Origin of the sequence: Fibrobacter sp. UBA3718 (assembly GCF_002371935.1) — a bacterium.
GTDB lineage: Bacteria > Fibrobacterota > Fibrobacteria > Fibrobacterales > Fibrobacteraceae > Fibrobacter.
In genome coordinates this window covers 472292-497082 of record NZ_DFHR01000013.1, presented here as the reverse complement: position 1 = coordinate 497082, position 24791 = coordinate 472292, and the positions used below count along the sequence as shown (strand labels likewise).

General features: G+C 50.5%; 27 protein-coding genes. 7 read left to right on the top strand and 20 right to left on the bottom strand.

The annotated features are described in order from the left end of the window. Positions 1-61: 61 nt before the first annotated feature. From B4A77_RS05370 to B4A77_RS05360, 3 genes are all read right to left on the bottom strand, one after another. Complete coding sequence (locus B4A77_RS05370) at positions 62-1459, bottom strand: flavodoxin (protein ID WP_290738973.1); 1398 nt, start codon at positions 1457-1459, stop codon at positions 62-64. A gap of 38 nt (positions 1460-1497) precedes the next feature. Beyond that, the gene (locus tag B4A77_RS05365) at positions 1498-2721 is read right to left on the bottom strand and encodes a carboxymuconolactone decarboxylase family protein (protein WP_290738970.1); all 1224 of its coding nucleotides are present in this window, start codon (positions 2719-2721) and stop codon (positions 1498-1500) included. Between the two features lie 273 nt (positions 2722-2994). After that, positions 2995-4002 carry a fibrobacter succinogenes major paralogous domain-containing protein gene (locus B4A77_RS05360; protein WP_290738967.1) on the bottom strand — a complete coding sequence of 336 codons (1008 nt, stop codon included), beginning with the start codon at positions 4000-4002 and terminating at the stop codon, positions 2995-2997. 184 nt (positions 4003-4186) lie between these two features. Between B4A77_RS05360 and B4A77_RS05355 the strand changes: the two genes are divergently transcribed. The 3 genes from B4A77_RS05355 to B4A77_RS05345 all read left to right on the top strand — a co-directional run bounded on the left by B4A77_RS05355 (position 4187) and on the right by B4A77_RS05345 (position 6509). Beyond that, positions 4187-5482, top strand: coding sequence for an ATP-binding protein (locus B4A77_RS05355; protein WP_290738964.1), 1296 nt, complete (start codon positions 4187-4189; stop codon positions 5480-5482). A 251-nt stretch (positions 5483-5733) separates the two neighbouring features. After that, the gene (locus B4A77_RS05350; protein WP_173319863.1) at positions 5734-5901 is read left to right on the top strand and encodes a hypothetical protein; all 168 of its coding nucleotides are present in this window, start codon (positions 5734-5736) and stop codon (positions 5899-5901) included. Further along, a complete protein-coding gene (locus tag B4A77_RS05345; RefSeq protein ID WP_290738961.1) occupies positions 5901-6509 on the top strand; it encodes an N-acetyltransferase in 609 nt (202 codons plus the stop codon). The genes B4A77_RS05350 and B4A77_RS05345 overlap by 1 nt, the downstream gene beginning before the upstream one ends. A gap of 36 nt (positions 6510-6545) precedes the next feature. Here B4A77_RS05345 and B4A77_RS05340 read toward each other — a convergent pair whose 3' ends face one another. From B4A77_RS05340 to B4A77_RS05325, 4 genes are read right to left on the bottom strand one after another with little or no spacing between them, the layout of a single operon-like run. Further along, positions 6546-8204 carry a fibrobacter succinogenes major paralogous domain-containing protein gene (locus B4A77_RS05340; RefSeq protein WP_290738958.1) on the bottom strand — a complete coding sequence of 553 codons (1659 nt, stop codon included), beginning with the start codon at positions 8202-8204 and terminating at the stop codon, positions 6546-6548. A gap of 18 nt (positions 8205-8222) precedes the next feature. Continuing rightward, entirely contained in the window at positions 8223-9110 is an 888-nt protein-coding gene (locus B4A77_RS05335) for a fibrobacter succinogenes major paralogous domain-containing protein (RefSeq protein ID WP_290738955.1), read from the bottom strand. A gap of 18 nt (positions 9111-9128) precedes the next feature. Then, a complete protein-coding gene (locus B4A77_RS05330; protein ID WP_290738952.1) occupies positions 9129-10034 on the bottom strand; it encodes a fibrobacter succinogenes major paralogous domain-containing protein in 906 nt (301 codons plus the stop codon). Between the two features lie 18 nt (positions 10035-10052). Further along, complete coding sequence (locus tag B4A77_RS05325; protein WP_290738950.1) at positions 10053-10811, bottom strand: fibrobacter succinogenes major paralogous domain-containing protein; 759 nt, start codon at positions 10809-10811, stop codon at positions 10053-10055. A 266-nt stretch (positions 10812-11077) separates the two neighbouring features. On the opposite strand from B4A77_RS05325, the gene B4A77_RS05320 reads away from it, so the two are divergent. The 4 genes from B4A77_RS05320 (at position 11078) to B4A77_RS05305 (ending at position 13481) form a co-directional block, all read left to right on the top strand. Next, positions 11078-11593: a type IV toxin-antitoxin system AbiEi family antitoxin domain-containing protein gene (locus B4A77_RS05320; protein ID WP_290738947.1), complete on the top strand. Its 516-nt coding sequence runs from the start codon at positions 11078-11080 to the stop codon at positions 11591-11593. Between the two features lie 2 nt (positions 11594-11595). Beyond that, entirely contained in the window at positions 11596-12459 is an 864-nt protein-coding gene (locus tag B4A77_RS05315; protein WP_290738944.1) for a nucleotidyl transferase AbiEii/AbiGii toxin family protein, read from the top strand. A gap of 249 nt (positions 12460-12708) precedes the next feature. Next, a complete protein-coding gene (locus B4A77_RS05310; protein ID WP_173319863.1) occupies positions 12709-12876 on the top strand; it encodes a hypothetical protein in 168 nt (55 codons plus the stop codon). Beyond that, positions 12876-13481 (top strand): N-acetyltransferase, encoded by a 606-nt coding sequence (locus tag B4A77_RS05305; RefSeq protein WP_290738939.1) that lies wholly within the window; start codon positions 12876-12878, stop codon positions 13479-13481. The genes B4A77_RS05310 and B4A77_RS05305 overlap by 1 nt, the downstream gene beginning before the upstream one ends. Before the next feature lie 21 nt (positions 13482-13502). Here B4A77_RS05305 and B4A77_RS05300 read toward each other — a convergent pair whose 3' ends face one another. The 13 genes from B4A77_RS05300 to B4A77_RS05240 all read right to left on the bottom strand — a co-directional run bounded on the left by B4A77_RS05300 (position 13503) and on the right by B4A77_RS05240 (position 24656). Then, on the bottom strand, positions 13503-14015 hold the full coding sequence (locus B4A77_RS05300) for a flavodoxin (protein WP_072980517.1): 513 nt from the start codon (positions 14013-14015) through the stop codon (positions 13503-13505). Positions 14016-14268: 253 nt separating this feature from the next. Further along, on the bottom strand, positions 14269-14550 hold the full coding sequence (locus B4A77_RS05295) for a hypothetical protein (protein WP_290728749.1): 282 nt from the start codon (positions 14548-14550) through the stop codon (positions 14269-14271). A gap of 31 nt (positions 14551-14581) precedes the next feature. After that, entirely contained in the window at positions 14582-14860 is a 279-nt protein-coding gene (locus B4A77_RS05290; protein ID WP_072813035.1) for a nucleotidyltransferase family protein, read from the bottom strand. A gap of 456 nt (positions 14861-15316) precedes the next feature. Beyond that, complete coding sequence (locus tag B4A77_RS05285) at positions 15317-15859, bottom strand: type III toxin-antitoxin system ToxN/AbiQ family toxin (protein WP_290728747.1); 543 nt, start codon at positions 15857-15859, stop codon at positions 15317-15319. A 472-nt stretch (positions 15860-16331) separates the two neighbouring features. Next, positions 16332-16427, bottom strand: coding sequence for an LEPR-XLL domain-containing protein (locus B4A77_RS05280; RefSeq protein WP_173319814.1), 96 nt, complete (start codon positions 16425-16427; stop codon positions 16332-16334). A 28-nt stretch (positions 16428-16455) separates the two neighbouring features. Next, a complete protein-coding gene (locus tag B4A77_RS05275) occupies positions 16456-17622 on the bottom strand; it encodes an FISUMP domain-containing protein (protein WP_290738932.1) in 1167 nt (388 codons plus the stop codon). Positions 17623-17799: 177 nt separating this feature from the next. Then, a complete protein-coding gene (locus B4A77_RS05270; RefSeq protein WP_290738929.1) occupies positions 17800-18531 on the bottom strand; it encodes an FISUMP domain-containing protein in 732 nt (243 codons plus the stop codon). A 483-nt stretch (positions 18532-19014) separates the two neighbouring features. Continuing rightward, complete coding sequence (locus B4A77_RS05265; protein ID WP_290738926.1) at positions 19015-19995, bottom strand: fibrobacter succinogenes major paralogous domain-containing protein; 981 nt, start codon at positions 19993-19995, stop codon at positions 19015-19017. A 346-nt stretch (positions 19996-20341) separates the two neighbouring features. Further along, positions 20342-20743: a hypothetical protein gene (locus B4A77_RS05260; protein ID WP_290738923.1), complete on the bottom strand. Its 402-nt coding sequence runs from the start codon at positions 20741-20743 to the stop codon at positions 20342-20344. 92 nt (positions 20744-20835) lie between these two features. After that, positions 20836-21261, bottom strand: coding sequence for a hypothetical protein (locus B4A77_RS05255; protein ID WP_290738920.1), 426 nt, complete (start codon positions 21259-21261; stop codon positions 20836-20838). A gap of 57 nt (positions 21262-21318) precedes the next feature. Beyond that, on the bottom strand, positions 21319-22002 hold the full coding sequence (locus tag B4A77_RS05250; protein WP_290738917.1) for a DUF4405 domain-containing protein: 684 nt from the start codon (positions 22000-22002) through the stop codon (positions 21319-21321). A 15-nt stretch (positions 22003-22017) separates the two neighbouring features. After that, the gene (locus tag B4A77_RS05245; RefSeq protein WP_290738915.1) at positions 22018-23415 is read right to left on the bottom strand and encodes a flavodoxin; all 1398 of its coding nucleotides are present in this window, start codon (positions 23413-23415) and stop codon (positions 22018-22020) included. A 38-nt stretch (positions 23416-23453) separates the two neighbouring features. After that, positions 23454-24656, bottom strand: coding sequence for a carboxymuconolactone decarboxylase family protein (locus B4A77_RS05240; protein WP_290738912.1), 1203 nt, complete (start codon positions 24654-24656; stop codon positions 23454-23456). Between the last annotated feature and the right edge of the window lie 135 nt (positions 24657-24791).

Sequence of the window (24791 nt, the reverse complement as noted above, 5' to 3'; positions counted from 1 at the left end):
TATTTGTATTGTTTTCGCCAATATCGCCGTTTTTCAAGAAAAAATGTCAAAGCATGTTCTATTATTTCGTCTTCACGCCGTTTTTCTCGAGCCACTTGGCCACATCTTTCGAGAGGCTCGAACCGCCGGAGTAATGCACCGAAAGGCCTTCGCCGATTTTTGCGTTGGGCGCAAGTTTCGCAATCGCGGTGATGCTCTGGCCAAAGCGCCCACCACCGTGGGAGCAGAACGGCAGAATCCGCTTGCCCGTAAAGTCGTAACTTTCGAGCAAAGTCGCAATAGGCATCGGGATACTCGCCCACCAGTTGGGGTAACCGATGATAATCGTTTCGTAGTCGGCCCACTTCTTTGCGTCGGGCTTTTTCTTGAGGGCGGGGCGCGCCTGTTTGTGCTGGTCGTTCTGCGCCTGCTTCAAGACGGTGTTGTAGTCGTCGGAATAGGGCTTCACGAGTTCAAGTTCCACCATGTCGAAACCGGTCTGCTTCTTGATTTCGCGGGCGACACCGCGGGTATTCCCGCTCCAGGAATAGAAAACAATCAGCGCACGGGAAGCACCTTTCGGGTTCGATGCCGCTTGTGCCTTTTCGCCCTTAAAGCCCGCCGCTTCCTGGGTCACAAAAGTTCCCTTGACGCCTGCACCCGCATTCATGGCGAGCCTGAGCCCCACATTGTAACTCTTGCTGGATTGCTGCATGGCCCCGCGATAGGCGCTGCGGAGGTTCTTGCCGAAATCGTTCCAGCCGCCACCGCGATGCACGCGCCTTGTGCCCGAAGGTTTGCCCGCCGGATCGACCGTCACGCTTGTCGAGCCTGCAGAAACTCCGTAATCGCCATAAAAATCAAAGCACCATTCGCCCACGTTCCCGTAAATGTCATAAAGCCCGAAAGGATTGGGCTTGAATTTGCCCACGGGGAGCGTATTTCCGCGATAAACGCCGGGGCGGGTTTCCAGAACCTCGTCGTTGAAATAGTTCTGTTCGATTTGATACGGATAATGCCCGTAAAAATTTACGTCGTCGGCACCGGGAGCCTTTTTTGTGTAGAATGGCGTGGTTGTGCCGCCTCGGGCCGCGTATTCCCATTCCGCTTCGGTGGGGAGTCTGTAGCCGTTCGCCTCGCGGTTCCAGCTGACCGCATCGCCTTCGATAGCGTAAACGGGAGTGCGTTCGTCGCGTTCGCTTAACTTGTTGCAAAAACGAACCGCTTCGAGCCACGTGATGTTTTCGACAGGCAAGTCGTCACCCTTAAAACTGGAGGGTTTTTCGCCCGTCACTTCGCGGTAAAGCTTTTGCGTCACCTCGTATTTGCCCAAATAAAAATCGGAGACCTTCACCTTATGCAGCGTCTCGTCGTTGACGCGCCAGTCCTCGTTTGCGGGGCTTCCCATGTTGAAAGTCCCGCCCTTGATAAGCACGAAGCCATCGGGCGCAGGTGCCGCCGCAAAAGTTCCTACCGTCATAAGGCCAATAAATGCGCAAGCGAGAATTCTGGCAAACATTATTTCAATTTCCCGTAGTCTTTGTCGCTCACGGGCTCAAGCCATTCGTTGCTTCCGCCTTCGCCGGGAACTTCGATTGCCAAATGCTGGAACCAGGAATCCGGAGCAGCCCCGTGCCAATGCTTGACGCCAGCCGGAATGTTCACCACGTCGCCGGGCTTCAGTTCCACCGCCGGCTTTCCCCATTCCTGGTAGTAGCCGCGGCCCGCCGTCGCAATGAGAATCTGGCCACCGCCCTTCTTTGCATGATGGATATGCCAGTTGTTGCGGCACGCCGGTTCAAAAGTCACGTTCCCAACCCCCACCTGTTCAGTGCTGATCATGTCGAGATAGCTCTTGCCCACGAAATACTTGGCGTAGGCGTCGTTCGGCTTGCCCACCGGAAACACACTCCAGTCCTTGCCTGGCATGGTTTTTGCGTCCGTCACACCAGCCGTCGCGCCCCCAGCATCCGCAGCCTCAGCCACCGCTTCCTTGAGCAGTCGCAGAGCGTTCAGCGTGCGCGGGTAACCGCAATACGGCAAGCAGTTGTAAATCGCCTGTTCCACGTATTCGGCAGTGCGAATCTTCAGGTTCGCGCCGATATGCGCCTTGAGCTGCGGCTCCGTTCCCAGGTTCACGAGAATCGCCATCGTCAAGAGTTCGCGGGTATTCAGGTCAAGCCCCTTGCGGGTGTAGTAATCGCCAAAGCAGTTGCTCGCAAGGAAGTAATTGATGGTCGGCATCCCGTCCTTTCCGTTTTTCGCCATGTCGCGGAAAGCTTGGCCGAACAGCGTCCCCTGCGCGTCTGCGCCCGCCTCCAGGCGGGACTGCGCCGTCACCGTCGCACGGTTTTCGTCCACCTTCACGTTCTTCGCCTTGAACACGCTGCGGGCAATTTCCACCGCATCCACCGTCCGCGGGAACCCAGTGTAGGGAGCACACTGGTAAATCGCCTCAAGAATCTCTTCGGGAGTAAGCCCCTGCGCAAGCGCCGTCGCCACTTCTTCTTGCAAAAGAGCGCCCGACTGCTGCGTCACAAGCGACACCAGGCGAATCAACTCCACCTCGCGCTTTTCCACTAGCGGAGTCGCCGCCGGAACCTCGTTCTGCGTGAAGTGGTCCATCACGGCACGCAGTTCCTTGTCCTGCGAAAGCGCCTTTGCCTCCCCCTGCGGGCAGCAATCACACGCGGCAAGCACCGCACCCATACCAAGCATCGTCATAATCGTCCCTAGTTTCATGGTTTGTTCCTTATAAATTTACACTTTTAATATAAATAATTGCGCAAGCCCCGCAAAATACCAAGTTTTCATGCTCAGTATGCGTAAAACGCATAGTGAAAACGATACATCAAGGCTTTATGGGCGTTCCCCGGCCTGGGGCCGGGGCGGGTGCTGTTCGCCGAGCTCGCTCGGCTCATCGAGCCGCTTGCGCGTCTCGCCACAAAGGTGCGACGCCCCCTAACGCAACTCGGGTGTGAAGTGTGTAGTGTGGGATGATTGTTTATCGGCGAGCTAGTCAGAATCCTTGACGCAACGGATGGAGTACCCGCCATCCTTGGATAATTGCTTTTCGTACCTTGATCTGTCATAATCGATCAGGTATATACCGTATGCGCTGGAACCGTAGTAATCAGTAGAACTCCAAAAATATGCATAGTGACCAACATGGTCAAATCTCTGAGAGAATGTACGGATGCCAGAAGGAATAGCGGTAAATCCGAATGAGTCATCGCCGTTACCTTTTCCATTCCAGCCACTCTGGGCCTTGAGTTTGGCGGCAGCAGTGGACCAACCGTGAACAGTCTTAAACAAAGTGTCCCACTCGCTCCTGCTTGGCAAATGCCAACCTTTAGGACAAATACCTTGGACAGGTTCAATGTTATGGCACTCTTTGTAAAAACCACAAACACATGGTTTTTCTATATCATTAGCGAGTTTCACCGAATCAATAGCCGCTGCCCAGGTGTAAAGACGACCAGCCACATCGCAATTTTTCGGCTCATTGTTGTAGCACCAAGACCAATCGTATTTATCCTCACCCAAACCACCCTGTCCTGGGTCGTAGTTCAGATTCTCTGCCATCCATACCTGGTCACCAATTTTCACCGTCCTATAGACTTGACCATCGCGACTGTCGCTCAAGAAACCATAGTCAATATTGGGATTGAAGCGGCATTCTTTCGGCACATCCCAACTCCAACCAGTTTCTTCCAAAAGAGCTGAACAATTTACCTTGTCCTTGTCGGCGTTCTTGGAGTCACTGGACCCATTCGACTCCGTTTTGGCGCTGCTGGAGATTGCTTCGTCCTTGCTGTCGCTGGACCCGTCGGTCACTTCGGCTGGCTCAGTGACCTTGGCACTGCTGCTCAGGGCGCTTGTTTCGCCGTCATCGTCACCCGCCGACGAAGAGTCGTCACAGGCGGAAAGGGCAAAGATTGCCGCCAACAAGAAGATGGTTAGAGATTGCTTCCCCTGAAACAAGTTCAGGGTCGCAATGACACGCTGGAAAGACTTCTTCATAAAACATCCCCGTCTATAGTTTATCCTATTAAATATAGGTAACGCCCCTGCCAAAGTCCATACCCCCCCCATTGTAAAATTTAGGAAACAAGAATGCTGTCCGGCAAAAGACTACTCTAAACAAAAAGTGTAAAATTGTCATAAATTCTTGACTTTTCCACACTTTTTAGTTATATTTTAGCATATGAAGCGCAAAATTGAAGAAAAACTGCTCCAATGGGCCGACAACCCTAAAAGGATGCCCCTCCTGCTGCAAGGGGCCCGCCAGGTAGGCAAGTCCTTCCTTCTGGAATGGCTGGGGACCACCCGTTTTGAAAACATGGTTCACGTGAACCTGGAAACACAGGTTTCCATTGCAGAAATGTTCAATGGCGACATTACCCCGCAAAAAGTCGTCCACGCGCTCGAAACCGTTTTCCAGACCCCGATCAAGCCCCACAAGACACTCATCATCCTTGACGAAATCCAATGTTCCGAAAGGGCGCTGATGTCGCTCAAAATGTTCTGCGAAGACGCTCCAGAATACGCCGTTGCGGCGGCAGGAAGCCTGCTCGGAGTAGCCATCAACCGCGAAAAATTCTCCTTCCCCGTCGGCAAGGTTCATGAACTGACGCTTTTCCCGCTAGACTTCGAGGAATTTCTCTGGGCATGCGGCGATGAAACGCTCGCCAAGACAATTCGGGAGCACTGCACAACTTTCATTCCGCTAGAAGACCCCATCCACAACAAGGCCATTGAACGATACAAGCAGTATCTGATTCTCGGTGGAATGCCCGCCGTTGTGCAGAACTTCATCGACACGGGGAGCGTCGTTCTCCCGACCGAAATCCAGAACCGCATTCTAAACGAATACTCCGCCGACATGGCGAAATACGCCTCGCCAGCCCAGGCCGTAAAAATTCGCGGGTGCTACAATTCAATTCCAGTACAGCTTGCCAAAGAAAACCGAAAGTTCCAATACAAGCTGGTCCAGCGCGGCGGAACGGCGACCATCTTCGGAGAATCCTTGGATTGGCTTACGTTCGCAGGGCTTATCGTCAAATGCGAACTCATCGATAACGGATTCATGCCGCTGGCCGCCTACGTGAACATGTCCGACTTCAAAATCTACATGGGAGACGTCGGGTTGCTCACCCTTAAATCCGGGATGGCGTCGCAAGTCATACTGTCCGAAAACGAACCCGACAACGGATTCATGGGCGGGCTAACCGAAAACTATGTAGCGCAGGCCCTTGCAACAAACGGGCACAGGCTTTTCTACTGGAAGAACAAGAACACAGCCGAGGTCGACTTCGTCTTGCAAATTCAGGACAAGATAATTCCCGTCGAGGTCAAGAAGGGACGCCACACAAAATCAACCAGCCTCACAATGTTTCGCAAGCAATTCAACTGTGAAAACGCCATCCGAATTTCCAAGAAGAATTTCGGAAACACCGACGGAATACTCTCTATTCCCTGCTATGCGGTATTCTGCATTTGAGTTGGCAAGATACTTTGTTGCGAACAGTAGCCTACTTCACCCACTTATCGACTTCTTTTTGGGCCTTTATAAAAAACTCGTTTCTTTTCCATTTTGTCATTTTATGACACGCTAAAAATATATTTTTGCTCTTACATGGTCAAAAAGCTTCATTTTCTTCAAACAAGCCATTTGACTCAAGTTTCACCACTTGCACCAGCACGAGGAAAAATGTATATTGACTATAGTTCAATTCAACAATGGAGGTCATCATGGCACTAGCAATCGCATCGGTACCGATACTGACCGGCGAAGCGTCGGACAGGTTTGACCTCATGATGGAAGAAAGCGAAAAGCGTCGCGGTTCCATCGATTTTTCCAAGCAAATTGAACAGGCCAGAGACATTCTCTCCAAGGCCGATTTTAGAGAATTTAAGTAATGAACTTTCTCCAACAGAATTGCCGCTTTGGGTTCTACACTCAAGGCAAGGCCGCCCTATGCAAATCATTCAAGTGCGGGGACAACGACTTAGACGATTTCTTCACAAAGGACGCCTTTTTGCAGAGCGAAGAGTTGCTTTGCAAGAATTATTGTTTTTCTCTTGTCGATGACCCGGCACAACTGGTGGCGGTTTTCACTCTTTCCAATGATAGCATCAAAAAAATTCCGGGGTCACGCAAGAAGAAAGTCGAGAAAAACATCCCCCGCGAAAAGATATACAGCAGTTATCCGGCAGTCATGATAGGCAGACTCGGCATAAGCCTTAATTTTCAGAGCAAACATCTGGGGAGTGACGTTCTCAGTTTTATAAAGGCTTGGTTCGTCGACCCGCTCAACAAGACCGGTTGCCGTTTCCTGCTGGTAGATTCCTACAACAAGGAACGAAATCTCAAGTTTTACCAGAACAACGAGTTCAAATTCCTGTTCAGCACCGAAGAACAAGAACGCGAATTCCGGGGACTCGGTCCTGACAGGCCCTTGAACAGCCGTCTGATGTATTTCGATTTAATTGAACTGAAAAGAAAGCAGACTGGCAAAGCAGAATAAACATTCGCGTTAGGGAAAGCCTAGGTGGCAACACCCCTACTCGGAGTCCTTGATGCAACGGACGGAGTAGGCGTCACTCTTGTTAAGCCTTTGCTTGAATATTCCATTGGATCCATAAGACAAATTCACAGCGATGGTAGTGTGATGAGAGAAATCAGCACTGGTTATGGTAGTATGGAAATAAGCTTGACCTCCGGCAGCGGTGAATAAGCCGGAGTCGGTCCTGTAACCAGCAGGAATCCCTGAAAAACCGAGGGTGTCGGTGCCGATATATTTATTACCATAATATTCCCATCCCATCTGCGACTTGAGAGCCTTGCCTGCCGTTTCTTCGCCCACTGCAATATACATGATACGGAATTCATCATCATCAATTGTAGCATATCTAGGCAAGTGCCAGCCTGTGGGACAAATGCCCCGCACTTTTTTAGGCATAGTGCAGTTAACGCCATCACCACAATTCACACCTTTGCCATTATCATAGAGTGCAACGGAATCTATTGCCGCCGCCCAGGCGTAAAGGCGACCCGCCACGTCGCAGTTCTCGGTTTTATTGTCGTAGCACCAACTGCGTTCCAACAGACTCGGTGTCTTGACGCTGTCAGCGTAGTTCAGGTTCTCCGCCATCCATATCTGGTCACCTATCTGCACCGTCCTGTAAACCTTGCCGTCGCGTTCATCGGTCATGGAGCCGTAAGTAATATTCGGATTAAAGTGAGCTTCCTTTGGCACATCCCAGTTCCAACTCATTAGAGAGACCCAACCATTTGCCGTGCAATAATACTTGTTAGTTTCGGTCACAACGCCATTTGTTCTCGTCCCCACTTCTGCGTTGGTGCACGTTTTGCCATAAGTATCCATGTCAATTTCCTTGGCCTTTTCCCACGAACCATTTTTACAGACAACATAGGACGAAGAATCCTTCTTTCCGATAAATCCTTCCCTACTCGCATTGCATTCTGGTAACGCCTTTACCGTATCCTTCACGCAACTCTTTACTTTGTTGTCGTTCCCGCCGCCGTTCTTGCAAGTCGATTTTGCGGCATTGAAGGCATATTCCTGACTGATTTCATTGGTCATGTCGCTATAGACTTTCAGCGTGTCGATGTCTTCGACCCCCTTGTAATCGATCGTTTTGACCATAAGCTGCGTGCCTTCCACGAAATAGATGTATTCCATGTCCCTGTCAAAGCCATCCTTGCGCACAAAGTGCCACGTGCTGATGTCGGTCTTGACCATGGCGTCGCAGGCGCCCACTTCGGTGCAGGTCTCGTTCACGGTGATTTCGGGTTCAAGGATTTCCGTGGGGCGCGAACTGCTGGACTTGGCGGAACTGCTCGATGTCGTAGCGTCGCTCGACGAGCCGTCCTTGTCGGTAGCCCTGGAGTCGCTGGAGCCGTCGGTGTCCTTGCTGCCCGACGACTTTGTAGAACTCGGCTTTGTCTGGTCGTAGGACTTGAACCACTTTTCGCCGTCGCATTCGTAGTTCTCTTCGAGTTCGGTCACGTAGACCTTCTCGCCGATGACATCCATGCTGCACTCGTATGTTTCGAGTTCCGCCTTGTCAGCCACTTCGGCAGGGAGCCCCTTTGCGCTCGGCGAAGACGACCCGTCGTCACCGCAGGCGATAAACGCAACACCGAGCACCCCAGCAAGGGCACAGACCGTAAACTTTCTAGAGAATGTATTTTTCATAGCAAAACCTTTTGAAAATTACTCAGAGTCCTTGACGCAACGGACGGAGAAGCCGCCGTTCTTGTAGTTGGAAGTGAACAGGCGCGCTTGGTCGCTGACAAAGTCCAAGTCCATGTAGTACGCAGCGTCGCGATGGACATCCGTTGAACTCCAGAAGAGCGCTTTGTCGCCATCGTAGGAGAAGGTGCCAAAGGCTAAGATGATGCCAGCAGGCAACGCAGAAAAACCGAAGGTATCTTCGCTAGTGATGACGGTAAAGGTAAATGGATCGGTAAAAGGATGCCATGCAGTCTGGGACTTGAGCTTGGTGCCAGCCGTAGAACCGCCGCCCACCGCAGTGAAAAGGGTGTTCCATTCCGTAGTATCGGGAAGGTGCCAGCCACTGGGGCAGAGCCCCTGGACCTTACCGGACAGGTCGCACCGCTTGCTGAAGCCGCAGTCCAACGGGTTGTCCGCATCATTAGCCAACTTCACCGAATCGATGGCCGCCGCCCAGGTATAAAGACGACCGTACTTGTCGCAGTTGGAAACCTTGTTCTCGTAGCACCAACTTGTGGAATCGGAGGTGTATTTTTCCCCGTAGAACTTCACACCAGTGTAAGCATAATTCAAGTTCTGGGCCATCCATATCTGATCTCCGATTTTAACCGTCTTATAGACTTGTCCATCACGTTCATCGGTAAACTCTCCATAATCGATGTTCGGATTCAAGTAATCCCAAGCGGTTTTGCTAGACCCCTCGACATCGCTCGGGGTGACACTTGAAGAACTAGAGTTGCTGGACTTGGTCGATGTTTCGCCGCCATCACCCCCCGCCGACGAAGAATCGTCGCAGGCGGTCAGGGCGAAACCGAGCACCCCCGCAAGGGCGCAGACCGTGAACTTTTTCGCGAATGTGTTTTTCATGGGGAAACCTTTTGAGATTTAGTCAGAATCCTTGACGCAACGGACGGAGAAGCCTTCGCCTTTTTGGCAGTAGCTCAGGGACGCGGTGCGCCAGTCATAGCGCAGGGTCATAAAGTTGGGGTAATCGACTTTGTATTGTGAGGCACTCCAAAAATAGGCCAGACTGCCGACACCGAAGAAGCCGCCTCCGACGCCCCTGTCACCTGCTGGCAGCGCGGCAAAGCCGACGGCATCAACATTGGTGATGCCGTCTTTAGCTTTCCAAAGCGTTGTAGCCTTGAGCTTAACACCCGTAGTTGACGAGTTGGACCCGCCCACTGCGATGATTAGGACTCCCCATTCATCGTTGGTCGGAATGTGCCAACCGTCGGGGCAAATGCCCTGCACATTGCCCCTGAGCAAGCTGCAATAACTTCCATAGACGCACTCGTCCTCGGACATGCCCACGGCTGTGGACCAAATGTAGAGACGCCCATATGTGGCGCAATTTTCCGTCTTGGGGTCACTTTTGGTCTCTCCGTAGCAGTAACTGCCGCTTGCCGCCTCATAGTTCAAGTTCTCCGCCATCCACCACTGGTCACCAATCTTAACGGTCTTATAAATCTGACCATCTCGTTCGTCATTCAATGTTCCATATTCGCAGCTGTCCTCGGTTTCAGTCTTGCAAGGCGTTGCCAATGCCACAGAACTAGATGATAAAGCCGATACTTTTACGGAACTTGAACTCTTGGAGTCGGAAGAGTCCTTGTTTTCCTTCGTGGAACTGCTGGACTTGACTTCATTGTCTGAAGACACTACAGACGAACTAGACGCTTCGGTTTCATTGGAACTCGCCGACGACGAATCGTCGCAACCAGTAAACGCAACACCGAGCACCCCCGCAAGGGCGCAGACCATGAACTTTTTCGCGAATGTGTTTTTCATAGGGAAACCTTTTGAGATTTAGTCCGAGTCCTTCACGCAGCGCACTGCGAAGGCGTTGTACTTATTGTAGCCGCTGTCCAAGAACGCGTGCGCATAGGAATAGCCCAGGAACATATGGTACGCAATGCTTGCGTCGTCTTCGGAAGCGGACCAGAAGTATGCGCCGTTGCCCACGTGGCTGTAGTCTCCGCCGCCGTTCCTGTAGCCAGACGGGAACACCGAGAAGCCGTAGGCATCTGTTCCGCTCCCGTTGTCATGCCACCCTGAACTTGCCTTCAAAGCCGTGCCCGCAGTAGACTGGCCGCCGATGGCCATAAAGAGGGCTACCCATTCCGCGCGGCTCGGCAAATGCCAGCCCGTGGGGCAGACGCCTTGCGCCCTTCCGGAATCCGCTGCGCAGGTCTTGCCATAGCCGCAGCCCGTCGTCGCCGAATCCATCGCCGCGGCCCAGGTGTAGAGACGTCCGTACTTGGCGCAGGAGTCGGCACTATTGTCATAGCAGTACGAGCCAAAGGATTCTCCTGCAACCTTGTAGTCGAAGTTCAGGTTCTCCGCCATCCAGGTCTGCGAGCCGATGGTGACGATCCTGTAGGCCTGGCCGTCGCGTTCGTCCGTCATGGTGGTCGGAGAAGTGCCGCCGTTTTCATCGTCATTCGCGGAAACGTCGTCCCCGCAGGCGGTCAGGGCGAAGAATGCCGCCAACAAGAAGATGGTTAGAGATTGCTTCCCCTGAAACAAGTTCAGGGTCGCGACGACACGCTGGAAAGAATTTCTCATAAAAACATCCCCGTCTACAGTTTATCTTGTCAAATATAGGTAATGCCCCTGCCAAAGTCCATACCCCCCCCCATTGTAAAATTTAGGAAACAAGAATACCCTCCGGCAAAAAGACCATTCCGTTTTAATTAAGCAAAAGAAAAAACACGAAAATCACTTGATTTTCTCCAGTTAATATATTATTTTTATAGTTATTGGAGGAAATCGTGATAAGAACCGTATCAGAAATTCTTTCAGACCTTGGTCAAAAATACAGGCAGCCCCAAATGAAGTTGCGTCAAATGACCCTGCGCGGCGAAATAACGCAAGTTATCCGCAGGCTGTACGAGACCGACAAGAACACCCCGGGCGAAGCCCTTGCAGGGGCGATTTACGGCCCATCGTATCTTTCCTTCGATTACGCCCTTTCAAGGCACGGGCTCATTCCCGAAGCCGTGCATCTCTTTACTTCCGCATCGTTCAAGAAGAACAAGACCAAACTGTACAAGACGCCCTTCGGCGAGTTTTCGTATTCCGATGTCCCGCCCGACGTCTTTCCGCACGGAGTCAACATCGAAAACGCAGAAGACAGGCCCTACGCAATGGCCACCTGCGAAAAGGCCCTTTGCGACAAGCTCTACAAGGAGCACCCGATTGCAGGCAAGCGCGCCATGGAAACGTTCCTGTTCGAAAACTTGCGCATCGAAGTCGGTGATTTTCGGAACCTGGATTTCGACTTCATCGAAAAGGTTGCCCCCCTGTACAGAAAGAAGAATCTACAAATACTGTCCAAGATGAGGTAGGCATGACTCACGTACTTGATTCAATGCTTGCGAAATATAATTGCAAAAACGTTTCGGACTACAGGAACGCCCTCAAGGAAATTTCGCAGGAAGTCGCCCTGTGCGGACTTTCTCGTGGAGGGTTCTTCGACAAGGCAGCCTTCTATGGCGGCACGGCGCTCCGCATATTCTATGGGCTGGACCGTTTTTCGGAGGACCTAGACTTTTCGTTGATCAAGCCAGACGAAGGTTTCGAGCTTTCACGTTATTTTGGCGTGCTTGAAGAAGAACTTTACTCTGTCGGCCTGGAGATGTCAGTCGAAGCGAAAAGCAAGCCGCACGGATCTCCGGTGCAGTCGGCCTTTCTCAAGGGCAATACGCTCAAGCACTTGCTTAAAATTGTTCCCGCAAAGCACTCTCCCTTGCCCGTTCCCGGGAACGAAATCCTGAAAATCAAATTCGAGGTGGACACGAATCCGCCAGAGTCTGCCACCTACGAAAGCAAGTATCGGCTGCTGCCATCGCCTTTCATGGTCCGACTCTACGACAGGCCCTCGCTTTTTGCGGGCAAACTCCACGCGTTACTTTGTCGCGGATGGAAAAGCAGGGTCAAGGGTCGCGATTTCTACGACTTTGTATGGTATATCTCGCAGAATACGGGCGTAAACTTGCCGCACCTGCAAAAGAGAATGGAACAGACTGGGCACTGGAAAAGTGCGGACACCTTGACTTTTGATGGACTCAAGGATCTACTAATGGAACGTTTCCACTCCGTCGATTTCGAGGAGGCGAAAAGGGATGTCCGTCCGTTCATTGCCGACAGCGACAAACTGAATCTCTGGAGCGAGAACTTTTTCTGCGCCATCACCGAAGAATGGAAACAATAAGCCAGTTCCGCCCATAAGGCGCAAGCCACCTACTTCACCCACTTGTCGACTTCCTTTTGGGCTTTTATAAAAAAATCGTTTCTTTTCCATTTTGTCATTTTATGACACGCTAAAAATATATTTTTGCTCTAGCACGGTCAAAAGGCTTCATTTTCTTCAAATAAGCCAATTGACTCAAGTTTCACCACTTGCACCAGCACGAGGAAAAATGTATATTGACTATAGTTCCATTCAACAATGGAGGTCATTATGGCACTAGCAATCGCATCAGTACCGATACTGACCGGCGAAGCGTCGGACAGGTTTGACCTCATGATGGAAGAAAGCGAAAAACGTCGCGGTTCCATCGATTTCTCCAAGCAAATTGAACAGGCCAGAGACATTCTCTCCAAGGCCGATTTTAGAGAATTTAAGTAATGAACTTTCTCCAACAGAATTGCCGCTTTGGGTTCTACACTCAAGGCAAGGCCGCCCTATGCAAATCATTCAAGTGTGGGGACAACGACTTGGATGATTTCTTCACGAAAGACGCCTTTTTGCAGAGTGAAGAGTTGCTTTGCAAGAATTATTGTTTTTCCCTTGTTGATGACCCGGCACAACTGGTGGCGGTTTTCACTCTTTCCAATGACAGCATCAAGAAAATTCCGGGTTCCCGTAAGAAGAGGGTCGAGAAGAACATCCCCCGCGAAAAGATATACAGCAGTTATCCGGCAGTCATGATAGGCAGACTCGGCATAAGCCTTGATTTTCAGAGCAAACATCTGGGGAGTGACGTTCTCAGTTTTATAAAGGCTTGGTTCGTTGACCCGCTTAACAAAACCGGTTGCCGTTTCCTGCTGGTAGATTCCTACAACAAGGAACGGAATCTCAAGTTTTACCAGAACAACGAGTTCAAATTCTTGTTCAGCACCGAAGAACAAGAACGCGAATTCCGGGGACTCGGTCCCGACAGGCCCTTAAACAGCCGTCTGATGTATTTCGACTTGATTGAATTAAAGAAAAGGACCAGCAATCCTAAGTAAGGCGCAAGCCACCTACTTCAACTACTTCACCCACTTATCGACTTCTTTTTGGGCCTTGTCGCGTTCGTTCTGGGCCACGTGTCCGTAGATGGCAAGGCCGGGGGTCACGTTCGCGCCGGTCACCTTCTTGAGGCGGGCAACCCCCGAGAGGCCGCTGCCTTCGTGGGTCACGAACGGGTGAATCGTCTTGCCCTTCAGGTTATACTTCTCGAAGAAGGTGAACATGGGCATGGGCATTTCGCCCCACCACACCGGGTAACCGACGTAAATTTCGTCGAATTCTTCGGGGTTCACGTTCACCGGCTTGATTGCCGGGCGTGCGTCCTGCGCAAGTTCCTTCTTGGCCACGTTGATGCAGTCGTCGTAGCCCTTGGGGTATTCCTTCGCAGGCTCCACGTGCAAGAGCGTGCCGCCCGTCTTTTTCGCGATCATCTCGGCAATGATTTCGGTATTGCCCTTGGAAATGTTCCCGACGGTGTAGTTTTCATCGGCACGGGAATAGTAAACGACGAGGATTTTCTTTTCTGCTGCCATAGAGACTCCTAGAAGAAGTGATAAAAGAATCAAGGTGATTTTTTTCATGGAATCCGCCTTTTCTGTTAAAAATTTCTTGAACCGGTTGCCTATAATATAAATAAATCCAGCGCGGACGCGTAATGCGTAATTTTTATGCCCACTATGCGTGTAGCGCATAGTGAACAAACAGTCGGAGGCATCAAGGCATTCGCGAACAGGGAGTAAAAAGCTGGGCGTTCCCCAGTCAAGGGCCAGGTCGGTACGACAGCTCTTAAATTACACTGAAATCAATGAACTTGTAAAAGCCCGCTTTTTTCGCTGCTTCAAATTCACCTTCGTCAAAGGACTTGTTTGCTAGACCTTCTCTAATGATTTTGATAAAGGTTTCCTTTAGCGGATCAAGGTCGTTCTTTAGTTTGTTGATGGATTCGCCTATGTTTGCTAGCAAGGTCAGACACGCATTGAATACCATCTGATCTTCTTTCTCAAGAAGTTCTTCCGTGGAATGAATATCCCGTGTATATTTTTGAATTTTCAACAGGGATTCGAGCATTCCCAATAAGTGGAAAAGATCGTTCCTGGGGTCATTCGACACGGATGGACTCCTTGCTTGCTCGATACAGGATAATGGGGTTTGCGAACTTCTCTATGACGACATCCACGGACTTGCCAGTTTTTTCGGAAAGTTCCTTTCGCAAGGACAACAGGTCATTGTAGTCCTGGAAATCACGGACTAGCAGGTCGATGTCGTTGGGAGTTGCTGTTCGAACAGACGAACCGAAAACAAAGACATCCTTCAGGCGATACTTCGCAAGAAGTTTGTTTTCACGGAATATCCGTAATATGTTTTCGGCGAACACCATAGTTTTCCCTTATTATTACATTTCCAATATACATTTTTCTGTCCGTTTGTGCAACAAGACTAGTGTGGCTTAGGACTGATTTCAGTAATGTTTGCGAATCTACAGAGAAAAAATTACCACCATAACCAATGTCTTATGGGCGTTTCCCGGCCTGGGGCCGGGGCGGGTGCTGCTCGCCTCTCGTCACCCCGGACCTGATCCGGGGTCGGCTCATCGAGCCTTGCCGCTCTGTCACCCTGGAGCGGAGCGATAGGGTCCACGGCAAGTCTCGCCACCGCGTAGCGGTGCGACACCCTCCCCTAAAGGGGACCATAGCCACTAAGCAGTAAAACTGCAAGTGGCTGGAGGCCTAACGCAGAAGCAATGTGAAGTGTGGGATACGGAATTATCATTCCGTATCCCACATTACACATTTGTCATTATTCACGACGCAACGGACGGAGCGGTGACCACCCTTTACGGCGAGAAGTCCCTGGCCTTCTGCTCCAAAAGCCTCAGGTTCAGGCACCGCTTGCGGATATGAAACGATTCGATGGTCATGCACTTCTTGTGTAGAATTTTTGCATTTTCAACAATTCTTTCTTCATTCTGGTTGACCCACGCGAGTTCCTGCCTCAACAAAACAAGGTATTTGCTCTTTTCAGACGGACTTCCATAGGCATCATTGTTCAAAATAGACTCGTGGGCAAGTGGAGCAGCCTGAGCAGAAGGCACAGGAACAATATGTTTCAAATCAATGACCGCCACAGGTTTCTTGACCATTTTTTCCGCATCGGTCTCATTGTGCAGATAAACCTTGTAGAACAAGTTCGTTTCTCGAAACTCCGTATGCTTCTGTTTTCCAGAAGAAATCGGGGCGTAATAATCAATTTGACCCACGGAGAACAACTTGCCGAAAAACGGCTTGAACTTGCCGCCATACCCGTCCAGGGATGGGACAAACGAATCGAACTCGCGTAGATAGTCAAGGTAAGCCTTGTCCAACAAATACCACTGCATTCCGTCTCCTTACAAAAAAAGATGTGATTGCTCACATCTAATAAAATTAAGCGGATTTTTACGGAATCCGTGAAACCAGCATTAGGCACTCTTTTACGGGGAGTTTGAGAACCTTCATTAGACGGGTTTTTACGGAACCCGTGAAACCATCTACTTATAATATACTAAAAAACAACGCAAAAGTCAATACCCCTGGTGATTTTGCTCTAAATTTACACAACAGACTGAAAATTTATTCGTTCTTCAAGTTCTTCGACTGTTTGCGCCTTTGCATTTGCAAAGGCTCTTTGGACATTCAATTTTACATTGGGGGCGTTCCCCGGCCAAGGCCGGGTCGGGTGCTGCTCGCCTCTCGTCACCCCGGACCTGATCCGGGGTCGGCTCATCGAGCCGCTTGCGCGTCTCACCACAAAGGTGCGACGCCCCCTAACGCGATTTCAGTGTGAAATGTGAAGTGTGGGGTGTGGAATGATTATTCGACGGCTGCCATGAGTAGACGAGGTTCAAGAGCCTCAATACGGTAGTTGTTCTTGGTGGACTTCTTGACGGATTTCTTTATTTTTTTCATGTTCATTTTGTAATCTTACTTATAAATTTTATTTTGACTTAACACAACGGACGGAGACTCCATATGACTTATCATTTACACCCAAGCCAGCAAAAGCTGTTTGATGGATAGACGTATAGCTCGACCTTACCCTTGTAACATTAGTTTCATGTTCTAAGGGATACATCCAATAGGTCCCGTCATCTATATCTTTAAAAGATCCATCATTCTTTCTATACCCCGCACCCAAAAGGCTATACCCAGTGGTGTTGTAGCCGCCAAAACCCTGAGCACGAGCCCCTTTTATTCCATCTTCATTTCCATCAGCATTGAGAATGACAACGAGGTCGTCGTAAGTGAGCAGACGCCAGCCGTCGGGGCAAATTCCCTGATGATTCGGCTTAATGGAGTCGGCACAGCTCTTACTATTGCATTCGAACGGAAGGTTCATCATCTCCGCCCACTGGTAAAGGCCTCCATACTTATCGCACTTGGTGGTATCATTATCATAGCAATAGCGTTCAATCTTGGAGTCGTTGGTCTGGTCCTTATCACCATTTACCATTTCACCTATATTCAAATTTTCGGCCATCACCGTAACAGATGCGCCATCCTTGCCGTTAATCGTCAAATAGTAGTAACTACGTCCATTACGCTTATCAGAAAACTTCTGATAAGCGTTGCTATTCAAACTATCTGCCAAAAGAGGCCCTGCATGATTATAGGGAATATATTCGCTACTACTCGAAGCAACTGACGACGAAGATTGTTTCACGGAAGAACTGGAAGACTTTACGGAACTACTACTTTGCTTATTGCTAGATGACGAGTTCACCGACGAACTGGACTTATCCTTACTACTGCTAGAAGATTCACCCGACTTCACAGAACTTGAACTTTTGGAATCAGATGAGTCCTTTGTTTCTTTCGCGGAACTACTTGATACTTCGACAGGTTCAGATCCCTTGACACTACTGGAAGACTTGTCTTTTTCCATATTTTCGTTACTAGACCCATTCGACTCCGCTGACTCCGGAGCCTGTCCTGAACTTGTCGAAGGACTCAGGGTGACACTCGAATCAGGCGACTCTACAGACGAACTGGAAACACTTGTTTCATCGGAACTAGCCGACGAAGAGTCATCGCAGGCGGAAAGGGCGAAGAATGCCGCGAGCACCGCCACCCACAAGAAACCAAGACCCTTGACACACTTCATACCATTATCTCCTGTAAAAATTTTCACCACCCACAAACCAAGCAATGTGAAATATGGAATGTGGAATTTATACCGCAAAATCCATCATCTGGCGGGGTTCAAGTTGTTCAATTTTGAAATTGTTCATTCCGTGATTGTAGTTTTTCTTGGCCATATGTCATCCTTATTATGAATTCGTTAGTCAACCTTTACACAACGAGCAGAAAAGCCCTGTGTTTTATATTGTTGAGATCTTCCGACATCCGTCGTAGAAGTTCGACTTTGAGAACCCGCCCAAGCACCTTCATTTTTGTATTCATCTGATTCTTCTGGATAAAACCAATACGTATGTTCTTTCAAACTTTTGAATTTTTTATTCCAATTCTCTCCAGCCCCCATCAAAGAATATCCACTAAAATTCATGCCGCCAAAATTCGTACTTCTAATATCAGCAGCACCATTTTTGTTACCATCAGCATGCACAATCACATACATATCATCATAAGTTAAAAGTCTCCATCCATCTGGGCAAATTCCCTGATGGTTTGGCTTAATAGAGTCAGCACAACTCTTGGTGTTGCATTCGCTCGGCAACTTCATCATTTCCGCCCACTGGTAGAGTCCGCCATATTTCTGGCAATTCGTCGTATCATTGTCATAACAATACCGTTCTATCTTGGAATCGTTATTTTGGTCCTTATCGCCATCAACCATTTCGCCTACATTCAGGTTTTCTGCCATAACTGTGACAGACGCGGCTTCATCATTTTGATTTGTACCATTGATTGTTAGATAATAGTAAGGCCTTCCTTCATAAGTAAACTGTTTATAAGCCCCTGTAAGTACGCTATCCGAATTAAAAGCTTTCATATGATTATAAGGCTTATACTCGCTGCTACTAGAAGCAACCGATGAAGAAGACTGTTTCACAGAAGAACTACTACTTTGGTTCTTGCTTGAAGACGAGTTCTCCGATGAACTAGACGTATCCTTCTTGCTGCTAGAAGAATCATCTGACTTCACAGAACTGGAACTCTTAGAGTCGGATGAATTCCTTGTTTCTTTCGCGGAACTACTTGACACTTCGGCGGGCTCGGAACCCTTGACACTACTGGAAGACTTGTCTTTTTCCATATTTTCGTTACTAGACCCATTCGACTCCGCTGACGCTCCGCTCAGGGTGACACTCGAATCAGGCGACTCTACAGACGAACTGGAAACACCCGTTTCGTCGGAACTAGCCGACGAAGAGTCATCGCAGGCGGAAAGGGCGAAGAATGCCGCGAGCACCGCCACCCACAAGAAACCAAGACCCTTGACACACTTCATACCATTATCTCCTGTAAAAATTTTCACCACCCACAAACCAAGCAATGCGAAACATGGAATGTGGAATGATTGTTTATCGGCGGGTTACTCAGAGTCCTTGATGCAACGGATGGAGTACCCGCCATCCTTGCCGAATCGCTTTTCGTACCTTGATCTGTCATAATCGATCAGGTATATACCGAATGCGCTGTTACCGTAGTAAGCGCCGCCGGCATCAGTAGAACTCCAAAAATATGCATAGTGACCAACCTGGTCAAATCTCTGAGAGAATGTACGGATGCCAGAAGGAATAGCGGTAAATCCGAATGAGTCATCGCCGTTTCCATTACCATTCCAACCACTCTGGGCCTTGAGTTTGGCGGCAGCAGTGGACCAACCGTGAACAGTCGTAAACAAAGTGTCCCACTCGCTCCTGCTTGGCAAATGCCAACCTTTAGGACAAATGCCTTGGATAGGTTCAATGTTAGTGCACTCTTTGTAAAAACCACAAACACATGGTTTTTCTATATCATTAGCGAGTTTCACCGAATCAATAGCCGCTGCCCAAGTATATAGACGGCCAACCACATCGCAATTTTTCGGCTCATTGTTGTAGCACCAAGACCAATCATATTTATTTTCATCCGAACCACCCTGACCAGGGTCAAAGTTCAAGTTTTCCGCCATCCATACTTGGTCACCAATTTTCACCGTCCTATAGACATTGCCGTCACGCTCATCAGTCATAGAGCCGTAGTCAATGTCAGGATTGAAGCGGCATTCTTTCGGCACATCCCAACTCCAACCAGTTTCTTCCAAAAGAGCTGAACAATTTACCTTGTCCTTGTCAGCGTTCTTGGAGTCACTGGACCCATTCGACTCCGCTGACGCTCCGCTCAGGGTGACACTCGAATCAGGCGACTCTACAGACGAACTGGAAACACTTGTTTCGTCGGAACTTGCCGACGACGAATCGTCGCAGGCGGAAAGGGCAAATATTGCCGCCAACAAGAAGATGGTTATGAGCCGGCCCTTCGGCAAGCTCAGGGACCTTGGAGCAATGACACGCTGGAAAGACTTTCTCATAAGAACATCCCCGTCTATAGTTTATCTTGTTAAATATAGGTAATGCCCCTGCCAAAGTCCATACCCCCCCCATTGTAAAATTTAGGTAACAAAACAAAAGTCCAGAATAACGCAGAAAAACAACTTTTTTCAAGGTTTTCCGTCAAAAATTCAAAAGTTCCTGAAGCCTAGAAAACATGAGCCCTTCAAGATTCAGCACATTATTGCCGGGCTAAAGTCAACACAAAATCCAACTTTTAGCCCACAAATAGCAAATTATCGGGCTAAAGTTTGCAAAAACCAGCAAGTTTAGCCCACTATTGGGCGGCCCCCCGTTCCGGGAGGGCCCTTTTGACGATACGTCCGTTTATTTCACGAAAACGGCGAGAAGTTTATGCGCCTCGTCGCCTTCGGCAAAACGGATTTCACCTACGGTATGGTACTCGAATCCCGAGAACTGCTGCAGGTGCAGTGCCGCAAATTCGCGGTCCTGCGAATAGCAGAGATTCAGGCGGAAGTTCCCATTGTCGCCTGTTTTCGGATGGCCATTTTTTTGAACGACCGCGTCCAAGGCGCTTGAAGAAGCCTCGACAATTTCCTTGACCTTTTGGCCCTCCGTAGGGCTGTAATCCAGGCAAGTTCCCACTACGGGCGAATTCGTCCTGGTGTAGGTGACGTTGGTTTTGAAACCGAAAAACTTCTTTTCGGTCTTGATATAGGGCTTGTTGAAGAGGGCGCGAGCCATCTCCATCTTGGAAATGTTTTCCATGTTCTTTCTCTTTTTTAAAATGAATGTTATCGCGCACCCCGGTTGGGGCCGCGGCAATTTAGCTGTGACTGAGTGTTCGGAGAAAGAACTTGCTAACAGAGCATTCGCTCTAGCGTATAAACGTAATACTCTTTTGATTTCTGATAAACTAGCGGCAAAGGGAAGCCGCATTGGGCGCAAACAGTTGGCCGCGCAATCCTAGTCGGAAATGGCGTAGCCTGCTTGAACGTTGCCGAACTGCGTCCGCCGTCCCCTTGAAGGCCGTTGCCGCGCGATGCACGCAAGGACACCTGCTGGCCCGACCTGCGTGTAAACTGCATGGCCTCGGCAGTCGATTCCCGCAACAGGAACAGCGGACTTTCGGCATGCACATTGTCGGCGGAGACCTTGCCATATTCCGAAGCCCGCCCCATTTCGGTGCCGTAATCGTAAACAAAAGAACCCTCGACAATAGCAGAAAGAATCGCGATCAACGCGACCGCAATCATCGAAGAAATATTTTCTTTTACGGACCTCATCGCTGAATAAGATAGAATTTTTTTTTGCGGCTATCCCGAAAGCCATTTGCGTTTTGCTTATTTTATCCGGGATTGTCGGCTTGAAATTATTGCATTAAAGAGATGCACCGCGACGGCAAACAGCACGACGATGGCGATATAGTCCGCGAAAAATAGTGCGTAACCGCGTTCCGTGTCAAAGAAGAAAAACGGCTGCTGCAGGAACATGTATTTCCAAAGCCCGCGAATTACGAAGGCGTAAATTCCGTAACCCGCCACAAGAACGGCAACCACGCGGGTTGCGACAAGTGCCGCCTTTGACTTGAATGCGCCCGCAAGCCCCAAGCGGTTTGCAATCAGGCTCACATGCAGCCCGATGTGGAGCGACATGAATACATAATACCAATGGCTTGCAAGCAGGTGCGCCGTGCGGGCAAAACTTGCGCCCGATTCAATTCCGAGGAATGCGAACACATGGTTCGAAAGCATAATACCGCTCACCATCAGGAAAATCGCGCACAAAAGAATCCCGCAATTCACGACCGCCTGCAAGATGCGGAATACGTTGTAGCGGCCCTTGAACAGTGACAGAAAAAAGCGCCGGTTCAGCGTGATGTGCACCGCCCACAGAACAAGCAGCACCACGCCCAGAATCTCGTGAACGGCAGTCGATTCAAAGAAGTAATTGCCGCCCATCAGCACGAGCGTCGCGACCGTCATCGCGATGTCAAGCGGCATACGGATTTTGGCGGAAATAGGCATATCAAGGAATATACATTATTTCGTCTTCACCCCGTTTTTCTCAAGCCACTTGGCCACATCTTTCGAGAGGCTCGAACCGCCGGAGTAATGCACCGAAAGGCCTTCGCCGATTTTTGCGTTGGGCGCAAGTTTCGCAATCGCGGTGATGCTCTGGCCAAAGCGCCCGCCACCGTGGGAGCAGAACGGCAAAATCCGCTTGCCCGTAAAGTCGTAACTTTCGAGCAAAGTTGCGATAGGCATCGGGATGCTTGCCCACCAGTTGGGGTAACCGATGATAATCGTTTCGTAGTCGGCCCACTTCTTTGCGTCGGGCTTTTTCTTGAGGGCGGGGCGCGCCTGTTTGTGCTGGTCGTTCTGCGCCTGCCTCAAGACGGTGTTGTAGTCGTCGGAATATGGCTTCACCAGTTCAAGTTCCACCATGTCGAAACCGGTCTGCTTCTTGATTTCGCGGGCGACCCCGCGGGTATTCCCGCTCCAGGAATAAAAAACAATCAGCGCGCGGGAAGTGCCTTTCGGGTTCGACGCCGCCTGCGCCTTTTCGCCCTTAAAGCCCGCCGCTTCCTGAGTCACAAAAGTTCCCTTGACGCCTGCACCCGCATTCATGGCGAGCCTGAGCCCCACATTGTAACTCTTGCTGGATTGCTGCATGGCCCCGCGATAGGCGCTGCGGAGGTTCTTGCCGAAATCGTTCCAGCCGCCACCGCGATGCACGCGCCTTGTGCCCGAAGGTTTGCCCGCCGGATCAACCGTCACGCTTGTCGAGCCCGCAGAAACACCGTAATCGCCGTAAAAGTCAAAGCACCATTCGCCAACGTTCCCGTAAATGTCGTAAAGCCCGAAGGGATTGGGCTTGAATTTGCCCACGGGGAGCGTGTTTCCGCGGTAAACGCCGGGGCGTGTTTCCAGGACCTCGTCGTTGAAATAGTTCTGCTCGATTTGATACGGGTAATGCCCGTAAAAATTCACGTCGTCGGCACCGGGTGCCTTCTTTGTGTAGAACGGCGTGGTCGTGCCGCCACGGGCCGCGTATTCCCATTCCGCTTCGGTAGGGAGCCTGTAGCCGTTCGCCTCGCGATTCCAGCTGACCGCATCGTCTTCGATAGCGTAAACGGGAGTGCGTCCGTCGCGTTCGCTTAACTTGTTGCAAAAACGAGCCGCTTCGAGCCACGTGATGTTTTCGACAGGCAAGTCGTCACCCTTGAAACTGGATGGGTTTTCGCCCATCACTTCGCGATAAAGCTTTTGCGTCACCTCGTATTTACCCAGGTAAAAATCGGAGACCTTCACCTTGTGCAGCGTCTCGTCGTTGACGCGCCAGTCCTCGTTTGCGGGGCTTCCCATGTTGAAAGTCCCGCCCTTGATAAGCACGAAGCCCTCGGGCGCAGGTGCCGCCGCAAAAGTTCCTACCGTCATAAGGCCAATAAATGCGCAAGCGAGAATTCTGGCAAACATTATTTCAACTTCCCGTAGTCTTCGTCGCTCACGGGCTCAAGCCATTCGTTGCTTGTTCCTTCGCCGGGAACTTCAATCGCCAAATGCTGGAACCAGGAATTCGGAGCCGCCCCGTGCCAATGCTTGACGCCAGCCGGAATGTTCACCACGTCGCCGGGTTTCAGTTCCACCGCCGGCTTGCCCCATTCCTGATAGTAGCCGCGGCCCGCCGTCGCAATGAGAATCTGGCCACCGCCCTTCTTTGCATGATGGATATGCCAGTTGTTGCGGCACGCCGGCTCAAAAGTCACGTTCCCGACACCCACCTGTTCCTTGCTGATCATGTCGAGATAGCTCTTGCCCACGAAATACTTGGCGTATGCGTCATTCGGCTTGCCCACCGGGAACACACTCCAGTCCTTGCCCGGCATGGTTTTTGCGTCCGCCGTGACCTTCGCCTCAGCCCCCGCTTCCTTGAGCAGTCGCAACGCATTCAGCGTGCGCGGGTAACCGCAATACGGCAGGCAGTTGTAAATCGCCTGTTCCACGTATTCGGGCGTACGAATCTTGAGGTTCGCGCCGATATGCGCTTTGAGCTGCGGCTCCGTTCCCAAGTTCACGAGAATCGCCATCGTCAGGAGTTCGCGGGTATTCAGGTCGAGCCCCTTGCGGGTGTAGTAATCGCCAAAGCAGTTGCTCGCCAAGAAGTAGTTAATAGTCGGCATACCGCTCTTGCCGTTTTTCGCCATGTCGCGGAAAGTCTGGCCGAACAGCGTCCCCTGCGCGTCGGCACCCGCCTCCAGGCGGGACTGCGCCGTCACCGTTGCACGGTTTTCGTCCACCTTCACGTTCTTCGCCTTGAACACGCTGCGGGCAATTTCAACCGCATCCACCGTCCGCGGGAACCCGGTGTAAGGGGCGCACTGGTAAATCGCCTCGAGAATTTCTTCGGGAGCAAGCCCCTGCGCAAGCGCCGTCGCCACTTCTTCTTGCAAAAGAGCGCCCGACTGCTGCGTCACAAGCGACACCAGGCGAATCAACTCCACCTCGCGCTTTTCCACAAGCGGAGTCGCCGCCGGAACCTCGTTCTGCGTGAAGTTGTCCATCACGGCACGCAGTTCCTTGTCCTGCGAAAGCGCCTTTGCCTCGCCCTGCGGGCAGCAATCACACGCGGCAAGCACCGCACCCATACCAAGCATCGTCATAATCGTCCCTAGTTTCATGGTTTGTTCCTTTTTTATCTACGCCTTTAATATAAATAATTACGCAAACCCCGCAAAATACCATTTTTTCATGCTCAGTATGCGCAAAACGCATAGTGAAGCCCGCCAAGGGGATTGAGTCCCCTAAAAAGAAAA